This window comes from Streptomyces tamarix (assembly GCF_032423885.1).
Taxonomy (GTDB): domain Bacteria; phylum Actinomycetota; class Actinomycetes; order Streptomycetales; family Streptomycetaceae; genus Streptomyces; species Streptomyces tamarix.
In genome coordinates this window covers 111,144-132,253 of the sequence record NZ_JAWCTQ010000003.1, presented here as the reverse complement: position 1 = coordinate 132,253, position 21,110 = coordinate 111,144, and the positions used below count along the sequence as shown (strand labels likewise).

Annotated in this window: 15 protein-coding genes, 1 tRNA gene and 1 pseudogene; 7 read left to right on the top strand and 10 right to left on the bottom strand. The window is 75.1% G+C overall.

Going from position 1 to position 21,110, the window contains the following annotated elements:
- Positions 1-4 precede the first annotated feature (4 nt).
- Positions 5-1,234, top strand: a complete 1,230-nt coding sequence (locus RND61_RS03920) for an LLM class flavin-dependent oxidoreductase (protein ID WP_315876234.1) — start codon at positions 5-7, stop codon at positions 1,232-1,234.
- A 195-nt stretch (positions 1,235-1,429) separates the two neighbouring features.
- On the top strand, positions 1,430-3,133 hold the full coding sequence (locus RND61_RS03915) for a glycosyl hydrolase family 18 protein (protein WP_315876233.1): 1,704 nt from the start codon (positions 1,430-1,432) through the stop codon (positions 3,131-3,133).
- Positions 3,134-3,306: 173 nt separating this feature from the next.
- On the opposite strand, the gene RND61_RS03910 is transcribed toward RND61_RS03915, so the two are convergent.
- Positions 3,307-5,217 carry a putative bifunctional diguanylate cyclase/phosphodiesterase gene (locus tag RND61_RS03910; RefSeq protein ID WP_391652840.1) on the bottom strand — a complete coding sequence of 637 codons (1,911 nt, stop codon included), beginning with the start codon at positions 5,215-5,217 and terminating at the stop codon, positions 3,307-3,309.
- A 333-nt stretch (positions 5,218-5,550) separates the two neighbouring features.
- On the opposite strand from RND61_RS03910, the gene RND61_RS03905 reads away from it, so the two are divergent.
- Positions 5,551-6,795, top strand: a complete 1,245-nt coding sequence (locus tag RND61_RS03905) for a M6 family metalloprotease domain-containing protein (protein WP_315876231.1) — start codon at positions 5,551-5,553, stop codon at positions 6,793-6,795.
- Positions 6,796-6,978: 183 nt separating this feature from the next.
- Here the strand turns inward: RND61_RS03905 and RND61_RS03900 are convergent.
- From RND61_RS03900 to RND61_RS03875, 6 genes are all read right to left on the bottom strand, one after another.
- Positions 6,979-7,052, bottom strand: a tRNA-Lys gene (locus RND61_RS03900).
- Positions 7,043-7,699 (bottom strand): bifunctional DNA primase/polymerase, encoded by a 657-nt coding sequence (locus RND61_RS03895; protein ID WP_315876230.1) that lies wholly within the window; start codon positions 7,697-7,699, stop codon positions 7,043-7,045. The genes RND61_RS03900 and RND61_RS03895 overlap by 10 nt, the downstream gene beginning before the upstream one ends.
- Before the next feature lie 133 nt (positions 7,700-7,832).
- Entirely contained in the window at positions 7,833-8,189 is a 357-nt protein-coding gene (locus RND61_RS03890; RefSeq protein WP_315876229.1) for a hypothetical protein, read from the bottom strand.
- 360 nt (positions 8,190-8,549) lie between these two features.
- Complete coding sequence (locus tag RND61_RS03885; RefSeq protein ID WP_315876228.1) at positions 8,550-9,887, bottom strand: AAA domain-containing protein; 1,338 nt, start codon at positions 9,885-9,887, stop codon at positions 8,550-8,552.
- A complete protein-coding gene (locus RND61_RS03880; RefSeq protein WP_315876227.1) occupies positions 9,884-11,500 on the bottom strand; it encodes a hypothetical protein in 1,617 nt (538 codons plus the stop codon). The genes RND61_RS03885 and RND61_RS03880 overlap by 4 nt, the downstream gene beginning before the upstream one ends.
- The gene (locus RND61_RS03875; RefSeq protein WP_391652797.1) at positions 11,491-12,774 is read right to left on the bottom strand and encodes a hypothetical protein; all 1,284 of its coding nucleotides are present in this window, start codon (positions 12,772-12,774) and stop codon (positions 11,491-11,493) included. Before RND61_RS03875 ends, RND61_RS03880 begins: the two co-directional genes overlap by 10 nt.
- A 155-nt stretch (positions 12,775-12,929) precedes the next feature.
- On the opposite strand from RND61_RS03875, the gene RND61_RS03870 reads away from it, so the two are divergent.
- Positions 12,930-13,526 (top strand): histidine phosphatase family protein, encoded by a 597-nt coding sequence (locus RND61_RS03870; RefSeq protein WP_315876226.1) that lies wholly within the window; start codon positions 12,930-12,932, stop codon positions 13,524-13,526.
- Positions 13,527-13,641: 115 nt separating this feature from the next.
- On the opposite strand, the gene RND61_RS03865 is transcribed toward RND61_RS03870, so the two are convergent.
- Positions 13,642-15,030 (bottom strand): tetratricopeptide repeat protein, encoded by a 1,389-nt coding sequence (locus RND61_RS03865; RefSeq protein WP_315876224.1) that lies wholly within the window; start codon positions 15,028-15,030, stop codon positions 13,642-13,644.
- Positions 15,031-15,262: 232 nt separating this feature from the next.
- On the opposite strand from RND61_RS03865, the gene RND61_RS03860 reads away from it, so the two are divergent.
- From RND61_RS03860 to RND61_RS03850, 3 genes are all read left to right on the top strand, one after another.
- Positions 15,263-15,781, top strand: coding sequence for a hypothetical protein (locus tag RND61_RS03860; protein WP_315876223.1), 519 nt, complete (start codon positions 15,263-15,265; stop codon positions 15,779-15,781).
- Positions 15,782-16,221: 440 nt separating this feature from the next.
- Positions 16,222-17,100 (top strand): AurF N-oxygenase family protein, encoded by an 879-nt coding sequence (locus tag RND61_RS03855; protein ID WP_315876222.1) that lies wholly within the window; start codon positions 16,222-16,224, stop codon positions 17,098-17,100.
- A gap of 63 nt (positions 17,101-17,163) precedes the next feature.
- Positions 17,164-19,506 carry an MMPL family transporter gene (locus RND61_RS03850; RefSeq protein ID WP_315876221.1) on the top strand — a complete coding sequence of 781 codons (2,343 nt, stop codon included), beginning with the start codon at positions 17,164-17,166 and terminating at the stop codon, positions 19,504-19,506.
- Positions 19,507-19,533: 27 nt separating this feature from the next.
- On the opposite strand, the pseudogene RND61_RS03845 reads toward RND61_RS03850, so the two are convergent.
- Both RND61_RS03845 and RND61_RS03840 read right to left on the bottom strand, forming a co-directional pair.
- Positions 19,534-20,776 (bottom strand): annotated as a pseudogene (locus tag RND61_RS03845) (beta-ketoacyl-[acyl-carrier-protein] synthase family protein).
- Positions 20,758-21,033: an acyl carrier protein gene (locus RND61_RS03840; RefSeq protein ID WP_315876220.1), complete on the bottom strand. Its 276-nt coding sequence runs from the start codon at positions 21,031-21,033 to the stop codon at positions 20,758-20,760. Before RND61_RS03840 ends, RND61_RS03845 begins: the two are co-directional and overlap by 19 nt.
- Positions 21,034-21,110 lie beyond the last annotated feature (77 nt).

Below are 21,110 nucleotides of genomic sequence, written 5' to 3'. Positions count from 1 at the left end.
CCAGGTGAGCGACGACGAGGCGATGCGAGAGACCGCGACGGACGGGACGGCCGCGCGGTCCGGCCCGGGGTCCGCGGACGGCGGGGCGGCGGCGGCCGGTGGCGCGGCGCCCGGCAACCCGAACCACGGGACGGCGCCCGGCGACCCGATCCGCGGGACGGCCCCCGGCACCGCGCCCGTCCCCCTCTCCGTCCTGGACCTGGTCACCGTGGGCAGCGGTTCCACCGCCTCGCACGCCCTCGCCACCAGCGTGGAGATCGCCCGGCTGGCCGAGCGGCGCGGCTACCACCGCCACTGGGTCGCCGAGCACCACTCGATGCCCGGCGTCGCCTCGTCCTCCCCGGCCGTGATCCTCGCGCACCTCGCCGCCCACACGAGCCGCATCCGGCTCGGCTCGGGCGGCGTCATGCTGCCCAACCACGCGCCCCTCGTGGTCGCCGAGCAGTTCGGCATCCTGGAGGCGCTGGCCCCGGGCCGGGTGGACCTCGGACTCGGCCGCGCGCCCGGCACGGACGGCGCCACCGCCGCCGCGCTGCGCCGCACGGACCGGCTGGACGAGGGGGCCGACGAGTTCCCGCAGCAGCTCGGGGAGCTGATCCGGTTCCTGGACGACGACTTCCCGGACGGCCACCCGTACACCCGCGTCCACGCCGTCCCCGGGCCGGTGCAGGGCCCGGTGGGGCGGCCGCCGGTGTGGCTGCTCGGCTCGTCCGGCTTCAGCGCGCGGCTCGCCGGGGCGCTCGGCCTGCCGTTCGCGTTCGCCCACCACTTCTCGGCCCGCAACACGATCCCGGCGCTGGACCTGTACCGGGCGTCGTTCCGCCCGTCCGCCGTGCTCGACGCCCCGTACGCGCTGATCGGCGTCTCCGCGCTGGCCGCCGACGACCCGCGCGAGGCGCGGCGCCAGGCGCTGAGCGGCGCGCTGTCGATGGTGCGGCTGCGCACCGGGCGGCCGGGCCTCGTGCCGACGCCGGAGGAGGCGGAGGCGTACCCGTACAGCCCCGTCGAGCGGGACTTCGTCGACGGCTGGCTGGCGGACGTGGTCCACGGCACGCCCGACGAGGTGCGGGCCGGGCTGGACGACCTCCAGAAGCGGACCGGCGCCGACGAGCTGATGATCACGGCCAGCGTGCACGGCGGCGAGGCGCGGCTGCGCTCGTACGAGCTGATCGCGGACGCGTACGGAATGGGAGGCGCTGGTTCCTCCTCGGGAAGCGGCGCACAAGGTTCCTAAGGCAGCCTTAAACCGCTCGTCATCGTGGATGGCGAGCGGTTTCTTTTGTGTCCGCACGCTTCTGATGAGGGGTTTTCCCTGCGGAATGGTCTAATCCTCGTCTGGTGCAGACCATTGACGCGGTGTTCTCGCGGCGGTTATCAATTCGTCAACTTCCGCACCACGTTCCGTGCTACACCCTCTCGGAGGCTGCTCGTGCACGCCCGCAAACCGTTGCTCGCCGCGCTCACCGGCCTGGCCATCGCCGCCACCGGCACCCTGGCCGCCGTGGCCGGCCCCGACACCGCCCGCGCGGCGGAGACCACGTCCTCCGCGGCCTCCACCGGCGGTGTGAAGATCGCCTACTACGACCAGTGGAGCGTCTACGGCAACGCCTTCTACCCGAAGCACCTCGACACGAGGGGCATCGCGGCCAAGCTGGACGTCATCAACTACTCGTTCGGCAACATCCACCCCACCGAGCACACCTGCTTCATGGCCAACAAGGCGGCGGGCGACGACAACAACCCCAACGCCGGTGACGGCGCGGGCGACTCGTACGCGGACTACCAGCGCTCCTTCTCGGCCGCCGACAGCGTCGACGGGGTCGCCGACAAGTGGGACCAGCCGATCGTGGGCGTCTTCAACCAGTTCAAGGAGCTGAAGGCGAAGTACCCCCACCTGAAGATCAACATCTCGCTGGGCGGCTGGACGTACTCCAAGTACTTCCACGACGCGGCGAAGACCGACGAGAGCCGCAAGAAGCTCGTCTCGTCCTGCATCAAGCAGTACATCCAGGGCGACCTGCCCGTCGAGGGCGGCTACGGCGGCCCCGGCACCGCCGCGGGCGTCTTCGACGGCATCGACATCGACTGGGAGTACCCCGGCTCGGACGGCGGCCACCTCGGCAACCACTACGGCCCCGAGGACAAGCGGAACTTCACGCTGCTGCTCGCCGAGTTCCGCAAGCAGCTCGACGCGTACGGCACCGCGCACGGCGGCAAGAAGTACCTGCTGACCGCCGCGCTCCCGGCCGGCCAGGACAAGATCCGGCACATCGAGACGGACAAGATCGGCGCGTACCTCGACTACGCGAACATCATGACGTACGACATGCACGGCGCCTGGGACGGCGACGGGCCGACGTACCACCAGTCGCCGCTGTACTCCGGCGCGGACGACCCGACCGACCCGATCGCGCCGGGCACCGAGAAGTACTCGATCGACGACGCCATCGACGCCTGGATCGACGGCGAGCCCGCCTACGGCATCGCCGGCGGCTTCCCCGCGAACAAGCTGACCCTCGGCTACGAGTTCTACTACCGCGGCTGGAAGGGCGTCCCCGCCGGCGCGAAGAACGGCCTGGCGCAGCCCGCGACGGGCGCTTCGGCGGCCCGCCCGGTCAGCCAGCAGGCCGGCATCGCCCACTACAAGGAGCTGGGCGGCATCGTCGACAACCCGGCGACCACCTTCTGGGACGACCAGGCGAAGGCAGCGTACTTCTACAAGGACGGCGAGTTCTTCACCGGCCTGGACAAGCGGGCCATCCAGGCGCGCGCCGCGTACGCGCACAGCCGCGGCCTGGGGGGCGCGATGATGTACTCGCTGCTCGGCCTGGACGAGAGGGCCACGCTGCTGAACGAGATCGCCGCGGCGGTCGGCGGCACCCCGCAGACCCCGAACCCCACCCCCACTCCGACCAACCCGACCCCGACCCCGACGCCCACCCCGACCCCGACCCCGACGCCCACGGGCCCGGCGGCGTGCGCGGCCCCGGCGTGGGGCGCGACGGCGTCCTACTCGGGCGGCGCGCAGGTTTCCCACAAGGGCCGTACGTGGAAGGCGAAGTGGTGGACGCGCGGCGAGGAGCCCGGTACCACCGGTGAGTGGGGCGTCTGGCAGGACCTCGGCGCCTGCTGACCTTCTGAACCACCCCCCACACCGCCGCCCCTGTCCGGAGAGCCCCGGCCTCCCGGACAGGGGCGGTCCCCATGGGCCGCCCCGCCCTGCGGCTCAGGCGTCCTCCGGCTCAAGCGTCCCGCGGCTCGGGCGACCTGCGGTTCAGGCGCCCTGTGGTGCGGTCGCCCTGCGGTTCAGGCGTCCCGCGTGCCGCCGCGGATCATCTCGGCGACGCGCTCCGGGGCGACCGCCCGCGAGTACCACCAGCCCTGGCCGGTGTCGCAGCCGATCCTCCGCAGGCGGTCCGCCTGCCCGGCGGTCTCCACGCACTCCGCCGTCACGGTCAGCCCCAGTCGGTGCGCCAGGTCCACCATCGCCTCGACGATCACCTCGTCGGCCGGGTTCGGATGCGCCTCGTCCTGGAAGCCCCGGACGAAGGACCCGTCGAGCTTCAACACCGACACGGGGAGCCGGCTCAGGTACGCGAGGTTCGAGTACCCGGTGCCGAAGTCGTCGATGGCGATCTGGACGCCCATGTCGCTGAGCGCCTGGAGCGCCTGGAGGGGGCGCCCGGCCGAGCCCATCACCGCCGACTCGGTGAGCTCCAGTTGGAGCAGCCCCGGCGCGAGCCCCGTCTCGTCGAGGATCTCCGCGACGTCCGCGACCAGGTCGGAGTCCCACACCTGGCGCACGGCGACGTTGACGCTGACGAACAGGGGCCGCGCGCCCGGGTGGTCGGTCTGCCAGCGGCGGGCCTGACGGCACGCGGTCCGCAGGACCCACCGGCCCAACTGCACGATGGAGCCGTCTTCTTCAGCAATTCCGATGAACCGATTCGGCGCCAGCGAGCCGAACCGCGGGTGGTTCCAGCGGACCAGCGCCTCGACGCCGCGCACCGCCCCGTCCGCCATGCCCACCAGCGGCTGGTACTCCAGCGCGAACTCGCCCCGGTCGACGGCGGGGCGGAGCGTGGAGCTGAGCTCCTGCCGGGTCATGCGGTGGGCGTTGCGCTCCGGGTCGAACAGCGTCCAGCGGGCCTTCCCGTCCGCCTTCGCCCAGTACTGGGTCGTCTCGGCGGCCTGCATCAGGCCGTTGACCGTGGTGCCCGCCGCGAACCGCTCGACGACGCCGATGGACGCGGACAGCGACAGCCGCTGCCCGGCCAGGTCGAACGGCCGCTGCACGGCGGCGAGCACGGTCCGGGCGAGGTCCGCGAGCTGTTCCGTACCGGTCGACCCCTCGACGAGGATCGCGAACTCGTCACCGCCGAGCCGCGCCACGAGGTGGCCGCCCCCGCGCGCGTGCGCGTCGCTCTCGGCGCATTCGGTGAGCCGGGCGGCGACGGCGGCGAGCAACTGGTCCCCGACGCGGTGGCCGAGCGTGTCGTTGATGGCCTTGAAGCCGTCCAGGTCCAGGTAGCACAGGCCGATCCGGCCCGTCCCGCCGTCGCCACCGCCGCCGTCGCCGTACTCGTCGTAGGAGTCGTACGACGACGAGTTCTCCAGCACGGAGGTGAGGCGTTCGAAGAACAGGGTCCTGTTGGGCAGCCGGGTCACCGGGTCGTGCATCTGGAGGTGCCGCAGCCGGGCCTGGAGCTCGCGGCGGTCGCTGACGTCGGCGACGGACAGCAGCATGTGTTGGCTGCGGGGGACGGGCGCGACGGTGACCTCCGTCCACAGGGACCGCCCGTCGGGGTGCTTGAGGCGGCGCGTGCAGCGCAGGCGGGAGCGGTGGCCGCGCAGCACCTCGTGGTACGCGTTCCAGGTGCGGCTGTCGGCGGTCAGGTCGACGAGGTCCGCGGCGGCCCGGCGGCGCAGGGACGAGGGATCCGCGCCCAGGAGGGCGGCCAGCCCGTCGTTCGCGCTGACCACCAGGCCGTCGGTGTCGACGACGGCCATGGGGAGCAGCGCGGCGTTGAACGCGGCGTGGACGTCGCGCAGCTCGGCGACGGACGCGCAGCCGGGGTGCGGTGGCTCGCAGCACGCCGCGTGTCCGTCGGGGGCACGGTCGGCCGCCGCCGCGCCATCACCCTCCGTGTTCGTGTGGAGTGCGGTGCAGGGCTGGGCGACTGCCGCGTGTCCCGGTCCTTCTGGGGTTCCGCTCACCGCTCGCTCCCGCAGGGCAGTTGTGACGTACAGATGTGGTCGGGCGAGGTCAGCCATGGAAAGTGTGCCGATCATAGAGGCTGCCGTGGGGCCGTTCCAGCGACCCCTCCGGCCTGTGGACAACGGCTGGACCGCCCATCGGACACGGCCGATCGTTTCTGCACGGGTGTGGCGGCACTCGGTCGAGGTCTGATCGGGTGTGACTGTCAGTTAAGTGACGCATGAGGCCCGGGAGTGTCGCTGCTCACCCGAGTGGTGCACTGGAACAGGACGTATGGGGGCAAAGCCCCACAGGGTGGAGAAACGTCCCGTATCTCGCACCCGGAGGCCGACGTGGAGGGTCAGCAGTCGCTCGCGCAGCCACCCGGGGGAGTGCGTCGGCCGGGTCTGCGCTCCGCGGCCGCGGGGGTGTTCTCCCTCGTCGCGATCGCCGCGACGGGCCTCGCCACGGGGCCCGCGGCGGCCGGCCCGCCCGCGGGGCCGTGCGCCCTGCCCCGCACCGGGGCGCACCACTCCCTCGGGCTGGACACTTGGAACACGGCGTACCCGAAACCCGAGCGGACGCTCGACGCGGTCATGATCTTCCTGTCGTTCCCGGACGCGGTGCCCGCGCACACGACGCGCGCGATCGCCGCCGACTACTTCCCGGACACCGCCGAGTTCTTCGAGCGGGCCTCCTACGGCCGGTTCTCGCTGCGCGCCCGGCCCCGGCACGGCTGGCTCCGGATGCCGCGCCCCTCCACGGAGTACGCCGTGCAGCGGGACTGGACGGCGGACCGGCGGGCCGCCTACCTGCGGGACGCGCTGGCCGTGGCGGACCCGTTCGTCGACTTCTCGCGGTACGACATCGTCTACCTGGTCGCGGACCCGGACGCGCCGGGCGTCGACTCGGACGCGACGAAGGTCGTGAACCTGCGGACGCCGCTGCGGGCGGACGGCACCGACATCGACCGGCTGGTGACGCTGTTCGAGCGGCACCCGCCGGACCGCAACGTCCTGGCCCACGAGACGGGCCACGTCTTCGACCTGCCCGACCTGTACAACCGGCCCTCGGACGGCAAGGGCGACTGGGACACCCACGTCGGCGACTGGGACGTCATGGGCAGCCAGTTCGCCCTGGCCCCGGAGCCCTTCGGCTGGCACAAGTGGAAGCTGGGCTGGATCGGCGGCCACCAGGTGCGCTGCGTACGGGACCCGCAGGTGGTGACGCTCCAGCCGCTGGCGGCGGAGGCGGGCGGCCCCGCCGCGCCGGGCACCCGCCTGGCGGTGGTCCGCACGGGCCCGGACAGCGCCCTCGCGTTCGAGGCGCGCGGGGCGGCCGGCAACGACCGGGGCACCTGCACGGAGGGCGTGCTGGTCTACCGGGTGCGCAGCGAGACGGAGTCGGGCGCGGGGCCCGTGGAGGTCGTGGACGCGCACCCGCTGACGGAGGCGTGCCGGGACCGTTCCGTGTACCCGCCCCTCGCGGACGCGCCGCTGGCGGAGGGCGAGGCGCTCACCGTGCGGGAGGAGGGGACCCGGGTGGAGGTCCTGCGCCGGACGGCGGCGGGCGCCTGGACGGTGAGGATCACCCCGTGACCCGGTGGCCCGGTGGCCCGGTGATCCCGTGACCCGGTGACCCCGTGATCTGGTGGCCGCGTGGCCCGGTGGCCTGGTGACCCCGTGATCTGGTGGCCCCGTGCCGTGCGGCCCGATGCGGTGCCGTCCCGCGCCGGACACGCGAAGAAGCCCCCCGCTTCCGCGAGGGGCTCCTTCCGTCTGTGCGCCGCCAGGGACTCGAACCCCGGACCCGCTGATTAAGAGTCAGCTGCTCTAACCAACTGAGCTAGCGGCGCCTGCTGACGTCGTAGACATTAGCACCCCGGTCGGCGTCGGGAGAAATCGATACCCGCACGTCACCGGCGGATGTGGCGCGCGCCACCCGTACGCAGGCCCACAGCACCACCTCCGGCCCCGGCAGCCAGGGGGAGCGCGTGTCGGGCGCCACGAGCCAGCGCGGGCCCTCCGCGGCGCCGGGCGCCAGCGGCGGGACGGTGACCGCGTCCCCGAGGCCGTGGCACAGCATCGGCGGGACCGCGGCGCCCCACTCCTCCCAGCCGAGCAGCGCGGGCAGCCGCTGGCTCGTGCCGGGGGCGGCGAACAGCAGCATCCGCCCGAGGTGCGCGGCGACCGGCCCGGAGCCGGGACCCTCCTCCCACAGCCGGTCCAGGAGGCGACGCCCGAAGATCGCCGGGACGTTCACCACGTCGAAGACCGTGCCGCAGGGCAGGACGGCGGGGGCGGTGGGGCGGGTCTCCCACAGGGCGAGCGTGGAGGTCGGGTACGCGGAGGCGGACACGAGCCACTCGGCGCCGTCCGCGGTGACCTGCGAGGTGTGGTGCGGGCCGCAGTCCCGCGACCGCCGGAAGAGGTCGGCGCGGCGCTCGTCGGCGTCGGCGTGGGCGGGGCTCAGAGGGGTCTCGTCTCGCAGCCAGGTACTCATAGGCACACATCTACCGGCTGTGACGGGTTGGTTTCGTTGAGTTTTCAGAAATGGGGACAGGGAGGGAACGGGAGGGGTATCTTTCGCCCTCGGCATATGCCGCCTGCGTGCCCGCCGGGTCTGGGCGGGCGGCTCAGTCGTCGTCGTTGCGGGCGCCGTCGCGCAGCAGGTCCCGGCCGAACTCGACCATCTTCTTCGCGTAGTCCTCGGTCCACTCCGCGCGCCGCGCGATGTCGGCGGTGGTCAGCCGGTCGAAGCGGCGCGGATCCGCGAGCTGTGCGGCGGCGATCGCCTGGTACTCGGCGGCCCGGTCGGCGGCCGCGCGGAAGGCGAGCGTCAGCTCGGTGGACCGGGCGAGCAGCTCGCGGGGGTCGTCGAGCGACTCCAGGTCGAAGAAGTGCTCCGGGTCGGCGGCGGCCTGCGCGGGTTCGAAGAGCAGGGGCGCCGGCCTGAGCCGCCGCTGTTGCTCGTTCCGCTCCGTCTCCGCCATCGAGGACTCCCCTCCGCTCGCCGTGCCGCCGTCCGTCCGGTCCGGCGGCCACCGACCATTGTCCCGCCTTCCGCACGGCGGTGTGCCGCCCTCCCGAGGAGGCCGCCCGCCTGCGGGCGCCGGACGTCCATGGGCGCCGCCGCCGGCCCGGGGATGTCGCCTGCCGGGGAGGCCGCCGGACACCCGTGGCTGCCGCCGCTCGCCCTGGGGCGCCCCCGCCCGACGGCGGTGTGCCGCTCGCCCGAAAAGGCCGACGGGCACCCGCGGGCGCCGCCGCCCGCCCGGGGAGGCCCGCCCGCCCGGGGAGGCCCGCCCGCGCCCGGTAGGCCGCCGGCCCGGGGCGCCGGCGGACGTGCCGGGTCAGGGGCGCCGGCGGACGCGGTGCTCCGCCAGGTGGGAGAGCACCGCGTGGTTCGCCTCCCAGCCGTCCGGGAACTTGACCGTCACGCCCAGCTGGACCGGCTCCGTCGAGGGGTGCTCGTCCAGGAGGTCCGCGACGCCCTCGCGGCACACCACCACGCACGCGTGGCGGTGGCGGGACACCAGGACGCACAGGCGGCCCGTCTCCAGGTGGAACGCCGTCGCGTCGGGGCGGCCCGACAGGGGGTGCAGCACGACCGTCACGTCGTACTCGCGGCCCTGGAGCCGGTTCGCCGTGTCGACCGTCACACCGAGGACGCCCAGGTCGGCGAGGGCCGCGCGGACGGCCGCCGCCTGGTCGCGGTGGGCGGTGCCGACCGCGACGCGGTCCGCGGTGACGGGCACGGGGTGCCCGGCGCGTTCGCTGACGGCCGCCGCGCCCCGGTCCAGGAGGCGCCGTACGACCAGCGCGCACGCCCGGACGGCCTCCGGGTCCGTACGCGGCGTGTGCCGGGCCGGCAGCTCCAGCAGGCCCCAGCCGGACTCCGCCGCCTCGTCCAGCACCCGGTCCGCCGCCGAGCCGTCCGACGCCGTGCCGAACGCCAGCCGGCGGTCGCCGGGGCCCGTGCCCGCGCGAAACGGCGTGTACGGGTAGAACGCGTCCGACACCAGCGGCGCCGCGGACGCGGGCAGCCGCCACGACACCGGCAGCCGGTGCTGCGGCAGGTCCGGATTGTGCGCCAGCAGCGTCGACACGGCGCTCGCCGACGGGTCGTACGACAACCCCGCCCACTGCTCGGCGCCCACCACCGAGAACGGGTCCAGCTGCCCCGGGTCCCCCACGAACAGCGCCCGCTCGAACAGCCCCGCCACGGCCAGCAGCGCGTCCGACCGCATCTGGTACGCCTCGTCGACGATGGCGTGCCGCCACGGTTCGACGCCCTTCACGTGCGCCCACTTCGCCGCAGTGGAGACGACCACCGGCAGCCCGGCCAGGTCCGTCGCCTTCGTCGACGTCACGACACCGTCCAGCGCGTCCAGCGCCTTGTCGTACGCGTCCGCGTCACTCGCGTGCAGCCGCCCCACCGGCAGCTCGGGCTCCTTCTCGGCGAGCCGCAGCACCAAGTCGTCGACCTGCGCGTTCGTCTGCGCGACCACCATCAGGGGGCGGCCCGCCGCCGCCAGCTCCAGGGCGGCGCGCACCACCAGCGTCGACTTGCCCGCGCCGGGCGGCGAGTCCACGACGACGCCCCGCGCCTCCCCGTGGAGAGTGTCCTCCAGGATCCCGCGGGTCGCCTCGGCCGCCGCCGTCGACGGGTCGAGCACCTCGTGGTTCACAGCACGTCCTCCGGGGTCACGGGGTCCGGGGCCTCCGCCGCGTCCTGGCGGGGCGGGCCGCCGTGCGTCCACGGCGTCTCCTCCGGGTCGGGCAGTTTCGGGCCGACCCGCTGGTCGTGCTCGAACAGCGTCCACACGATCCGGTCGCCCTTCTCCGGTACGGAGCCCGCCGCCGGCTCCTTCGACCTGCCCATCCGGTCCAGCACGCGCAGCACCACCGCCCGGCCGCCCGCCGCGTCCGCGTCCCCGCCGTCCTCCGCGTACCCGACGAACTCCGCCGCCTGCGGCCGTCCGTCCAGCGACCGGTACGCCTTCACGCCCGCGTCCAGGTGCGGCGCGTCGTCGGTCCGCACGGTCACCAGCGGGCGCGGCGACGGGCGCTTCGACTCCGTCCACGTCATCGTCACGTCTACCACCTCCCCGGCGAACGCCTCGCCCGCGAGCCGCCGCCCCGCCATCACCAGCGGGTCGTCCAGCGCCTCCTGCGCCTCCAGTTGCGCCTGCGCGCTCTCCCGCGCGGCCAGCTTCCGCGCCGCCGTCACCGCGTCGTCCCGGCGCGGCTGCGGCGGCTCACCGGCCCGCACCCGGTCCCGGTGCCCGGTGAACGACCAGCGGTCCCGCGTCCAGCGGTCCGCGACGTGCCGCCCCGGCGGCAGCTCCCGCACCAGGTCCAGCGCCCGCCACACCGCGTCCCACGTCGGCCGCAACTGCGTCAGCACCAGCCGCCTGACCTCCCGCTCCGCCCGGTGCAGCGCGCCCAGCAGCTCGTCGGCCGCCTCGCCGTCCTCCGCCGCGCCCAGCGCCTGCCGGGCCCGGTCGTACCGCTCGACGGCGGGCGCCAGCAGCCGGTTGTCGAACGCGGGGTCGGTCGCCGGGCCCGCCGGCGGGCACAGCAACTGCCCGTCCCGGTCCCGGCCCAGCTCCGCGCGCAGGGCCGCCGCCGCGCCGGACTCCCCGGCCGGGGGGTCGATCCACGCCAGCAGCGCGCCCAGGTGCTGGTCCTCCAGGGAGGACTGGCCGGTCGCCCAGTGCCGGTTCAGCAGGTCCGTCGCCGCGACCAGCAGCGACGAGCCGGGCACCCGCGCCCGGTCCCCGTAGTGGGTCAGCCACCGGCCCAGCAGCGGTACGCGCGGCGGGGCGGGGAACGGCGTCTCCGGGTCCTGCTCGGCCGTCCGCCGGAACCGCGTGGACCGCCCCAGCAGCCGTACGTACTCGACGCCCGCCCGGCTCGGCACGACCAGCTGCGGCGCGTCCAGGCACAGCTCGACCTCGACCCTCGTCCTCCGGCCGGTCTCCGGGTCGGTCTCGGACCGCTCGACCGGCTCGACGGCGTCCGCGTACGCGTCGACGTACGGCAGCACGGCCTCCGCCAGGTCGGCGAGGAACGCGAACCGCAGGTCCCGGTCGCGGGGCTGCGGCACGGCGAGGAGCCGCGGTTGCTCCCGGTCCGTGCCGACCAGGGCGCCCAGCGGCGCACCGGCCTCGCCGGCCGTGGTCAGCGGGACGAACACGAGCGGCCGGTCCGACACGTGCCGGTGCCGCACGGTGGCCAGCTCCCGGGCCCGGCCGGACTCGACGGCCTCCAGCCGCGCGAGGGTGCAGATCAGCGACACGCCGCCGCCCCCGCCCCGGTCCGCGCGACCGCCCCCGCCGGGGCCTGCCCGGGCACCCCCGCGCCGGCCGGCGGGTCCGGCCGCCCGGCCGCCGCCCTCTCCTCGGCGGCCTGGGCGACCGCCTCCGCGCGCAGGGCCGCCGCGCGCCGCAGGGCCGCGACCGCCGGGTCCGCGGGGTCGCCCGCCTCGCCGCGGGCCGCCGACAGCACGGCGCCGACCGTCGTCAGGCCGCCCAGCTCGCCCCGTACGGAACGGCCCAGGGCCTCCACCGCGCCCGCCGCGCGGGCCCGGCCGCGGCAGTGGAACGCCAGCTCGCACGCCGCCAGGCACTCCGGCGCGTACGCGTGCGGCACGGCGTCCACGGCCGCCGTGAGCTGCTCCGCCGAACACGCCGCCACGTCGAACGTCACGCCCTCCGGCACCGCCGCCGCGATGTCCTCCAGCCGCGTCAGCCGCGCCAGCTGACGCCGTGTGACCGCGAGCTGCCTGCGGACGTCGACGAGCGAGCCGGTCGGCTGGTTCGAGAAGTCCTTCGGGCAGACCAGCAGCACCGTGTGGTCCACCTCCGCCCCGTCCGTGACCGCGGCGACCCGCTCCAGCGCCAGCGCGTACACCGCCGCCTGCCGCGCCGCCGCCCCGACCTTCGCCGCGTCCGCCGAGCCGTCGATCATCGGGAACGACTTGATCTCCACGACGGTCCACCGGCCGCCCGGCCGCACCACCACCGCGTCCGGCTCCAGGTACGCCGGCGAACCGGCCACCTCCAGCGCCAGCATCGGGTGGTCGAGCAGCGCCCAGCCGCCCGCCGCCGTGGCCTCCCGCAGCGCCAGCGCCGTCCGCGCCGCCCGCCCCTCGGGGCCGGCCGCGGCCAGGTCGGGCGCGAACACCCCGTCCGGCGCGTCCGCCCCGAGCAGCCGCAGCAGTTCGGCGCCCCCGTCCGCCTTGACCTTCGCCTCGAAGGCGTGGCCCCGCATGAAGGCGAACTGCGACTGCCCGAACCCGGACGGCGCGCCCAGCGCCGACGCGAGCGCGGTCTTGTCGACCCCGGCGCCGTCCAGCAGGGCGCGGCGGCGGCAGCCGGGGTTGGCGGCGAGGGCGGCCAGCGCGCGGGCGTCCAGCGGGTGCGGCGCCGCGGCGGGGCCGCGCAGTTCGGCCAGGCGCCGCCGCAGGGCCGCCCGCCGCGGGACCTCCGGCCCCGGCGGGATCTGCGCGGCCTGCGGGACGTGCGGGGTCTGCGGAGTCGAACGCGGTCCGCTGCCCAGGGAATCGCTCACCGCGGCAGTCTCGCATCCGCCACCGACAAACGGGGCCGGGCGGCGCCGCTCGCCCGCTTTCGACCGCTCCGCGCGCGTACGCGATGATGGACGGGTACGTCGTTGCACCCGCCGTCGTGTGCACCTTCTCGCGTGAACCCCCAGGAGTACGCCCCATGGCACCGCGCATCCTGCTCGCCCGGCACGGCCAGACCGCATGGTCGCTGCTCGGCAAGCACACCGGCCGGACGGACATCCCCCTCACCGAGGAGGGCCGGCAGGGCGCCAAGCTGCTGGGGGAGCGGCTGCACCGCGCCCGCTGGGCGGGCCTGGAGGGGTACGAGATCCGCACGAGCCCGCTCGTCCGCGCGCGGGAGACCTGCGAGCTGGCCGGCTTCGGCGCCCGCGCCGAGGAGTGGGACACGCTCATGGAGTGGGACTACGGCGCGTACGAGGGCCTGACCCCCGCCGAGATCCGGGCGTCCCGGCCCGGTTGGCTGATCTGGCGCGACGGCGTCCCGGAGGGCGAGACCCTGGAGCGGCTGACGGCCCGCGCCGACGAGGTCGTGGAGTGGGCCCGTTCCGCCGACCGCGACGTGCTGGTCTTCGCGCACGGCCACATCCTGCGGTCGATCGCCGCGCGCTGGCTGGGCGAGGACATCGCGTTCGCGGCCCGCGTCCGCCTCGACCCGACCAGCCTGTCGGCCCTCGGCTGGGCGTACGGCATGCCCGCGATCGAACGCTGGAACGACACGGGTCACCTGGAGCGGTGACCCGGCCCGCCCGACCGGGGCCCCGCGGCGGCCGGGCCGCCGCACCCCCGTACGGGCGGCCGGAGCGGACCCCGGGGCGGGTGGCCGGAGCGGATCCCCGGAGCGGGCGCCCGCCCTACGCCCTGCCCTGACGGGGGATCAGGGGCCGGCGGCGACTGAGGAACGCGGCGACCCGCGGGGCGGCGCGGTGGGGGTGCAGGACGCGGGCGGTTTCGGCCAGCATCGACTCGATGCGCGCCGACCGGACGTCGCCCAGCAGGTCCAGCACCTGCTCGCCGACGGCCGCCGCCTCCTCCGGGGCGCCGCCCCGGGCGAGGTCGGAGGCGAGCTGGGCGCGGTACAGGGCGAGGTTCCTGGCGAAGTGCGGGTCGTCCAGCGCCGCCGCCCGGCGGGCGTGGCGCACCGCGCGGTCCGGTTCGCCCAGCAGCGACCAGCACTGGGCCTCCAGGAACTCCAGCTCCGGCTCCCCGAAGAACGACATCCACTCCGGGTCCGCGTCCGAGGGGCCCCGCTCGAACAGGGCGTGCGCCCGCCCCAGCGCCTCCTCGCACGCCGCCCGGTCGCCGAGCCCGGCCCAGCCGCCCGCCTCCCGCAGCGCCAGCAGCGCCAGCAGGCGCGCCGACGCCAGGTGTTCGGCCGCGCGCTGTCCGGCCTGCGCCGCCCGCACCGCCTCCCGGAACCGGCCGTCGTCCCTGGCCAGGAACGACGTGTTGGAGAACGCGTGCGCCTCCAGCCCCGGATCGCCGCCCACGCGCGCGGTGGCCAGCGCCTCCGCGTAGTGCGAGCGGGCGTCCTCCAGCCGGCCGGAGTCGTGGGCCAGCCAGCCCACCGACAGGGCCAGCTCGCCGGCGCCCGAGTGGAGCCGGTCCGCCGCCGACTGCCGGGTCGCCCTCCCCGTGTCGAGCAGCGCGTACGCCGAGCGCAACGGCCCAGCGGCCCGCGCGTAGAGCCCGTCGGCGCCGTGCCGGTCGTCGAGCAGCCGGATGCGCCGTACGGCCTCCTCGACCGCCGCCACCTCGGTCTCGCCGAACCGGCCGCCGGCGCGGGGCGCCGGGATCGCACCGAGCGCGTCCTGGCCGCCGCCCGGCTCCGCGGCCCTGGCGGCGGGGCCGAGGCCGAGGGAGGCGGCCGCCACGGTGGCGGTGCCGCCCGTCATGAATGCGCGACGCAGCACGTCGCTCTCCTCATCGTTCCGGAAAGGTGTGGGGGGCGCCGGCGCACCGGCCGCCGTACGCGCCGCCCGGCCCCGTACGCGTTCCCGCGCGAGGAAACCCAGGTCGGTCAGCGACAGACCGGGAAACATGTGCAGGAACACCCGTTCGTACGCGTAGTTGGGGCAGCGGATCTCACCCGACTCCACACGGCCGATGTAGCGGGCGTCGCACGCCACCTGTTCCCCGATCTCCCGCGCGGCCCGGCGCACGGCGGCGGCGAACTCCGCGGGGGAGCGCCGCCCCCGCAGGCGGCGGAAGGCGAGATTCGGAACTGCCCGTGACGAGGCCATGGTGAGCCCTCTCCTACGTGCTGCCGATGCTCCGGCGGAGCAAGAACGTACCGGCTGTGACAGGGCACATACCCATGGTTTGGCTACAAACGGGATATCTCATACCCCATCCGCCATGAACTGCCATCCTTTGCGGCGGGATATCGCCGTAGCTGTTGACGCCCCCCGCCGTTGAACCGGGCGGAGAGACGGAACGTGTCTCCACTCGGGACTCGAGCGAGGAGGGGATCCCTTGTTGGAGGTCGATACGGAGGCCGGCCCGCGCGACGGCGGCGAACCGCAGACCACCCTGCGGCACGCGCCCACGCGGGACGAGAGCGCCCGCCCCCCGGCGGGCGGGGCCCGCGACGGCGCCCGGGCCCGGGAACGGCCCGCGGAGCAGGCGTGCGACCTGGTGACGGTCCCCGCCCGGCAGGGCCTGGAGGCGGTCGACATCCTGCGCCGCGGCGCCCCGGCCGTCGGCCCGGTCCTCCACGACGGCGCCAGCGACACGCTCGGCTTCCTCGTCCCGCCGGGCACGGCCGCCGCCTGGGACGTACCGGGCAGCGCCTGCACGCGGACGGACGGGTGCGGCCTGCGCCTGCCGGCCGGCCCGGACGCCCCGCGGGACGCGGCGCCGGAGCCGCCCGTGCCCGGCAGCGGCTGGCTCCTCCCGCCGGCCGAGACCGACCCGGTCACCGACCCGGTGCTGCTGCGCGAGGCCCTCGACGAGGCGGCCCGCCTCCTGAAGGTCGCCGACGACTGCGGTTAGGTGCGCGCCGGGGCCCGCCGCGGCGCGTCGACGACGACGTGTGCCCGGGGCCGCTCCCGGGCATCGCCCAGACCCTCATCCGCTCCACCGAGGAGATCCTCACCGAAGAGCGCCGGTCCGACCACCGACGGCCCGGCCCCGGCGACTCCGCCGTGGTTCGCGTCCGCGAGGCCTCCCCGTCACCCGTCGGAGGCTCGGCCGGGTGCGGACGGCGCGGCACAGCCGCGGGACGCGCCTCTGTTGCTAGGTTGCTCGATGATCACCTCCCTCGGCTCGTCGGAAGGAAGCCACCGGGTCCGCATTCCCGTGCTCCTTCGCGCACGTTCACCGCGGCGCGCCGCACCGTTGCCGCGTCGCCGTCACGCATGCGGCCAGGGGCTGGACGGACCCGTCCCGGCCGGCACGGCGTGACGGCGACGCCCCCCGCGAAGGACTGTCCCGTGCACGATCCCCAGGTTGTAGCCGAACGGCTGCTCAAGACCTCCGCCGAACACCCCGACGCCGACGCGCACATCGACTGGGAGACCCCCTTCGAGGAGGGGGCCTGGTTCATGCCGCCCGAGTGGGTGTCACTGTATGGCACCCCCCTGTGGCGGGGCATGGACGAAGCGTCCCGTGTCGAACTGTCGCGTCATGAGATGGCGGCGCTGGCCAGTGGGGGCATCTGGACCGAGCTGTGCCTGATGCAGATGCTCGGCCGGTACATGGCCGGCCGGGACCTGACCGACTCCCGCACCCGCTACGCGCTGACCGAGGTGGGTGAGGAGGCCCGCCATTCCCTGATGTTCGCGCGGCTGATCTCCGCCATGGGCTGCCGGGCCTATCCCCCTCCCCGCCGTGTCAACCACCTCTTCTCGCTGACGAGCGTGGTGTACGGGCAGGTCGGGACCTTCGCCGTGACGTTGCTGTCCGAGGAGGTCAACGACCTCGTCCAGCGGGAAGGCATGAACGACGAGCGCGTGCACCCTCTGGTGCGCCAGGTCTGCCGGGTGCACGTCGTGGAGGAGGCCCGGCACGTCGGTTTCGCCCGTACCGAGCTGGCGCACGCCGTGCGGACCGCGTCCCCGGCGAACGTCCGGATCCAGCGGGAACTCGTCGGGATGACCGCCTGCGCGTTCATGGCCCACCGCATGCCCGCGGCCGTGTACCGCGCCGTCGGACTCGACCCCGCGACCGCCCGGCGGCAGGCGCTGGCCAACCCCCACCACCGTGCGCTTCTCCAGAGATCGGGGCGCAAGGCCGTCGCCTTCCTCACCGAGGTCGGCCTGATCGGTCCGGGGCAGCGCCACTGGTGGCGCCGCGCGGGTCTGATGCCGTGACCGGACTCTCCCGGCGGGCCGTGGTCGCCGCACATCACTCGTCGCGAAGGAGGAGGAGACACGGTGCGCCGGAACTCGGAAGCAGGCGGGGGCGGTGCCGGGTGCGGCGGGAAGCGGGGGCCCGAGGCCGGCGCCCTGTGGTCGGCGCGCCTCGCCGCCGCCGTGACGCGGTGGCGGGTCGCGGTCCTGGTGGCCGCCGCGGTGGCCGCGGTCGGCGCCGGCTGGTTCGGGTATCCCGTCCACGAGCGCCTGTCGGCATCCGGCCAGGTACCGGCGGCCGCGGAGGCGGTACGGGCGGAGAAGGCGCTGGACGAGGAGTTCGGCGGCGCCGGGGCGAACGTGGTGCTGGTCGCCCGGGTCGCGGAGGGTTCGGTCGACGACCCCCGGGCCGTCGCGGCGGGGAACCGTCTGGCACGCTCGGCGGCCCGGGACCCCTCGGTGCGGAGGGTGGTGTCGTACTGGCCGGACCGCCGGCGGGAGCTGCGTTCCGCGGACGGGCGGAGCGCGCTGGTCCTGGTACGGCTGCGGGGTGAGGAGGCGCGGGCCGCGCGTACGGCCGGACGCCTGCTGCCGGAGCTGACCGGCGGGCACGGGGTGCTGACGGTGTCCGCCAACGGGGACGCCGCCGTGCAGGCCGAGGTGATGCGGCAGGCAGGACGCGACCAGCACAGGGCGGAGCTGCTGGCACTGCCCGCCACCACGCTGGTGCTGCTGGTGGTGTACCGGTCGGCGGTGGCGGCCGTGCTGCCGGTGCTGGTGGGGGGTCTGGCGGCGTTGGGGACGATGGTGGTGCTGCGCCTGTTCACCGCCTGGACCGAGGTGTCCGTGTACGCGTGGAACATCGGCGTCGCGCTGGGCTTCGCGCTGGCCGTGGACTACAGCCTCTTCCTGCTGACCCGCTACCGGGAGGAGCTGGTGGACGGGACGCGGCGGCAGGAGGCCCTGCGCGTGGCCCTGTCGACGGCCGGCAGGGCGGTCGTCTTCTCGGCGGTGACCGTCGCGGCGGCCCTGGCGACCCTGCTGCTGTTTCCCCATGCGCTGCTTCGGTCGGTGGCGTACGGCGGCATCACCGTCGTGGTGCTCGCCGCGCTGGTGAACCTCGTGGTTCTGCCCGCCTGTCTGGCCGTCCTCGGCGACCGGCTGGAGCGGGCCGACGTGTTCGCCCGGTGGCGGCGGAGGCCGGGGTCCCCTGGTGGAGCCCGCCCGCCGGGCCGCTGGGGCAGGTGCGCCCGCGCGGTGATGCGCCGTCCGCTGCCCGTCGCGCTGGCGGTGACCACCGGGCTGCTGCTGGTGGCGGCGCCGTTCGCCGGTGTGCGGTTCGGGATGTTCGACGACCGGGTACTGCCCGCCTCCTCCGCGGTGGGGAACAGCACGAACGTGCTGCGCGAGGACTTCACCGCCGCGGGCGCGGTGGTGGGCGCGACGACCGTGGTGATGCCGCGTTTCGACGTGCGTGCCCGCCCGGCCGCCCTGGAGGACTACGCACGGCGTCTCGCCGACCGGCCGGGGGTCGTCCGGGTCGACACCGCCACCGGCTCGTACCGGGCCGGCCACCCGACCGGGGCCGCCGAGTCTGCCGCGCGGTTCGTCTCGCACCAGGGCGTCTGGCTGTCGGTGGCGACGCGGTACGAGCCGTACGGGCCCGAGAACCGGGACCTGGTACGCGCGCTGCGGGCGGTTCCCGCTCCGGCTCCCGCGCTGGTCGGCGGCCCCGGGGCGCGGCTGGCCGACGCGCAGCAGGCGCTGTCCGAGCGGCTTCCGGCGGTGCTGCTGCTGGTCACCGGCGTGCTGCTGCTCCTGGTGGTGCTGCTCACCCGGCGGGTGGTGCTGGCGGTCAAGGCCCTGTTGCTGAACGGGTTGAGCCTGTGCGCCACTTTCGGCGCCATGGTCCACATCTTCCAGGAGGGCCACCTGGCCTGGTTGCTCGGCGACTTCGCGGTCGCCGGGTACACCGACGTGCTGATGCCCGTGCTGGTCTTCTGCTGCGCGTTCGGCATGTCGATGGACTACGAGATCTTCCTGCTCACCCGGGTCTGCGAGGAGTACGAACGCACCGGGGAGACCGAGGCGGCGGTCTGCGCGGGGTTGGACCGGACCGCCCGGCTGTTCACGTGGGCCGCGGCGACCTTCGCCGTCGTGATGGCCGCGCTGGCGAGCTCGGAGCTGGTGGTGCTGAAGGTGTTCGGGGTGGGACTGGCACTGGCGGCCCTGCTGGACGCCACGCTGGTGCGCGGGTTGCTGGTGCCCGCCGTGATGGCGCTGGCCGGACGGGCCAACTGGTGGGTCCCCCGCCCGTTCGCCGTCCGCGGCGGTGGGCCGCGGGGGGCGGAGGACGGCGCCGGGGTGCGGGCGGCCGGTTCGCCGGGCGCACCGGCCGACCCGCTCGGCGAGCCGGGAGCCCCGTGACCGGCTGCGGGCCGGTCACGGGGCGGATCAGCAGGCGGTCAGGACGAGGACGGCGTTGTGGCCGCCGAAGCCGCAGGACGTGGAGGCCACGGCGCGCAGACCGGGCCGGCTGCGGGGGGACTTGGTGACCACGTCGAGGTCGAGGACGGGGTCGACGCGGTCCGTGTTCGCGGTGGGCGGGATGGTGGCCGTCTGGAGGGTCAGTACGCTTCAGGGCCGCTTCGATGGCGCCCGCCGCGCCGAGGGAGTGGCCGAGGGCCCCCTTGGCGGACGTGACGGGCGGGGGGTGTCCACCGAACAGGCGGGCGAGCGTGAGGCCTTCCACCCGGTCGTTCATCGGGGTGGAGGTGCCGTGCGCGTTCACGTGGCCGATGTCACCGGCTTCCAGGCCGGCGTCGTCGAGCGCGGCGGTGAAGGCGCGCTCCAGGCCCGCGCCCTCGGGGTGGGCGGCCGCGTAGTGGTAGCCGTCGGTGGAGGTGCCGTGGCCGGCGAACAGGGCCCGGATCGGGGCCCGCCTGGCACGCGCGTCGTCGTGGCGCTCCAGTACGAGGATGCCGGCCCCCTCACCGAGGACGAAGCCGTCGCGGTCGGCGTCGAAGGGCCGACTGGCGCCGGCCGGATCCTCCAGACGGGTGGAGAGCGCCCCCATGCGGGAGAAGCAGGTGGAGGTGATCGGCTCGCAGGCGGCTTCCGCGCCGCCGGCGAGCACGACGTCGCACCGCCCGGCCAGCAGCAGGTCCCGCGCCACGCACAGGGCGGTGGCCCCGGAGGCGCACGCGGTGCTGACGGCGAGGCTGGGGCCCAGGGCCCCCAGGGCGATGCCGATCTCCCCGGCCGCGGCGTTGGGCGTCATGCGCGGCACCGACAGGGGCGAGACCGCCTCGTACTGGCGGCGCCGCGTCTTCTCCGCCGCGAGGGCCAGGGCGTACTTGCTCTCCGTTCCCACGCCGACGACGACACCGACCCTGGCACCGTCCCAGACGGTGGGGTCCCAGCCGGCGTCCGCGACCGCTTCGGCGGCGGCGGCCAGCGCCAGGTGGGTGAACCGGTCCATGCGCCACACCTGGCCGCCGACCGCGGCCCGCGCGTCGAAGCCGGGGACCCGGCAGCTCATGGGGACCGGTACGCCTTCCAGGTCCGGGTCGATGGCCGCGGTGGCCCGGCCGGCGCACACGCCGCTCCATGTCGCCGGGGTGCCGATGCCGGCCGGTGTGACGAGCCCCAGGCCGGTCACGGCGATCCGCGAGCGCGTCACGCCGGTGCCGTCCATTGCGCGACGGGTACAGAGCCGGCGGACGCTGCGACCTGGACTGCCTGGACTGCCTGGTCAAAAGTCGAATCCGGGCTGACGACCACGTCGGCCTCGGACAGGTTCAGGTGCAGCTCCTCCTTCAGTACGCATACCAGTTCGACCATGGCGAGGGAGTCCATGCCGAGATCGTTCAGGGTCGCGTCGGCGGTGATGGACTCGACGGGAAGGTTGAAGTGCTGGGACATGCATTGCCGGACGGATTCGTGCAGGGACATGCGGCGTTCCTTTCTCCATTGAGGGGATGCCGGTGGTGGGACGGTCGGGCGATGCGGCGGGGCCGGTGGGCGGGGAC

Bases quoted from the DNA above. Each gene is read 5' to 3' on its own strand.
- RND61_RS03840 (WP_315876220.1), bottom strand. From the start codon at position 21,033: ATGTCCCTGCACGAATCCGTCCGGCAATGCATGTCCCAGCACTTCAAC.
- RND61_RS03895 (WP_315876230.1), bottom strand. From the start codon at position 7,699: ATGAGTACCTGGCTGCGAGACGAGACCCCTCTGAGCCCCGCCCACGCC.
- RND61_RS03870 (WP_315876226.1), top strand. From the start codon at position 12,930: ATGGCACCGCGCATCCTGCTCGCCCGGCACGGCCAGACCGCATGGTCG.
- RND61_RS03890 (WP_315876229.1), bottom strand. From the start codon at position 8,189: ATGGCGGAGACGGAGCGGAACGAGCAACAGCGGCGGCTCAGGCCGGCG.
- RND61_RS03865 (WP_315876224.1), bottom strand. From the start codon at position 15,030: ATGGCCTCGTCACGGGCAGTTCCGAATCTCGCCTTCCGCCGCCTGCGG.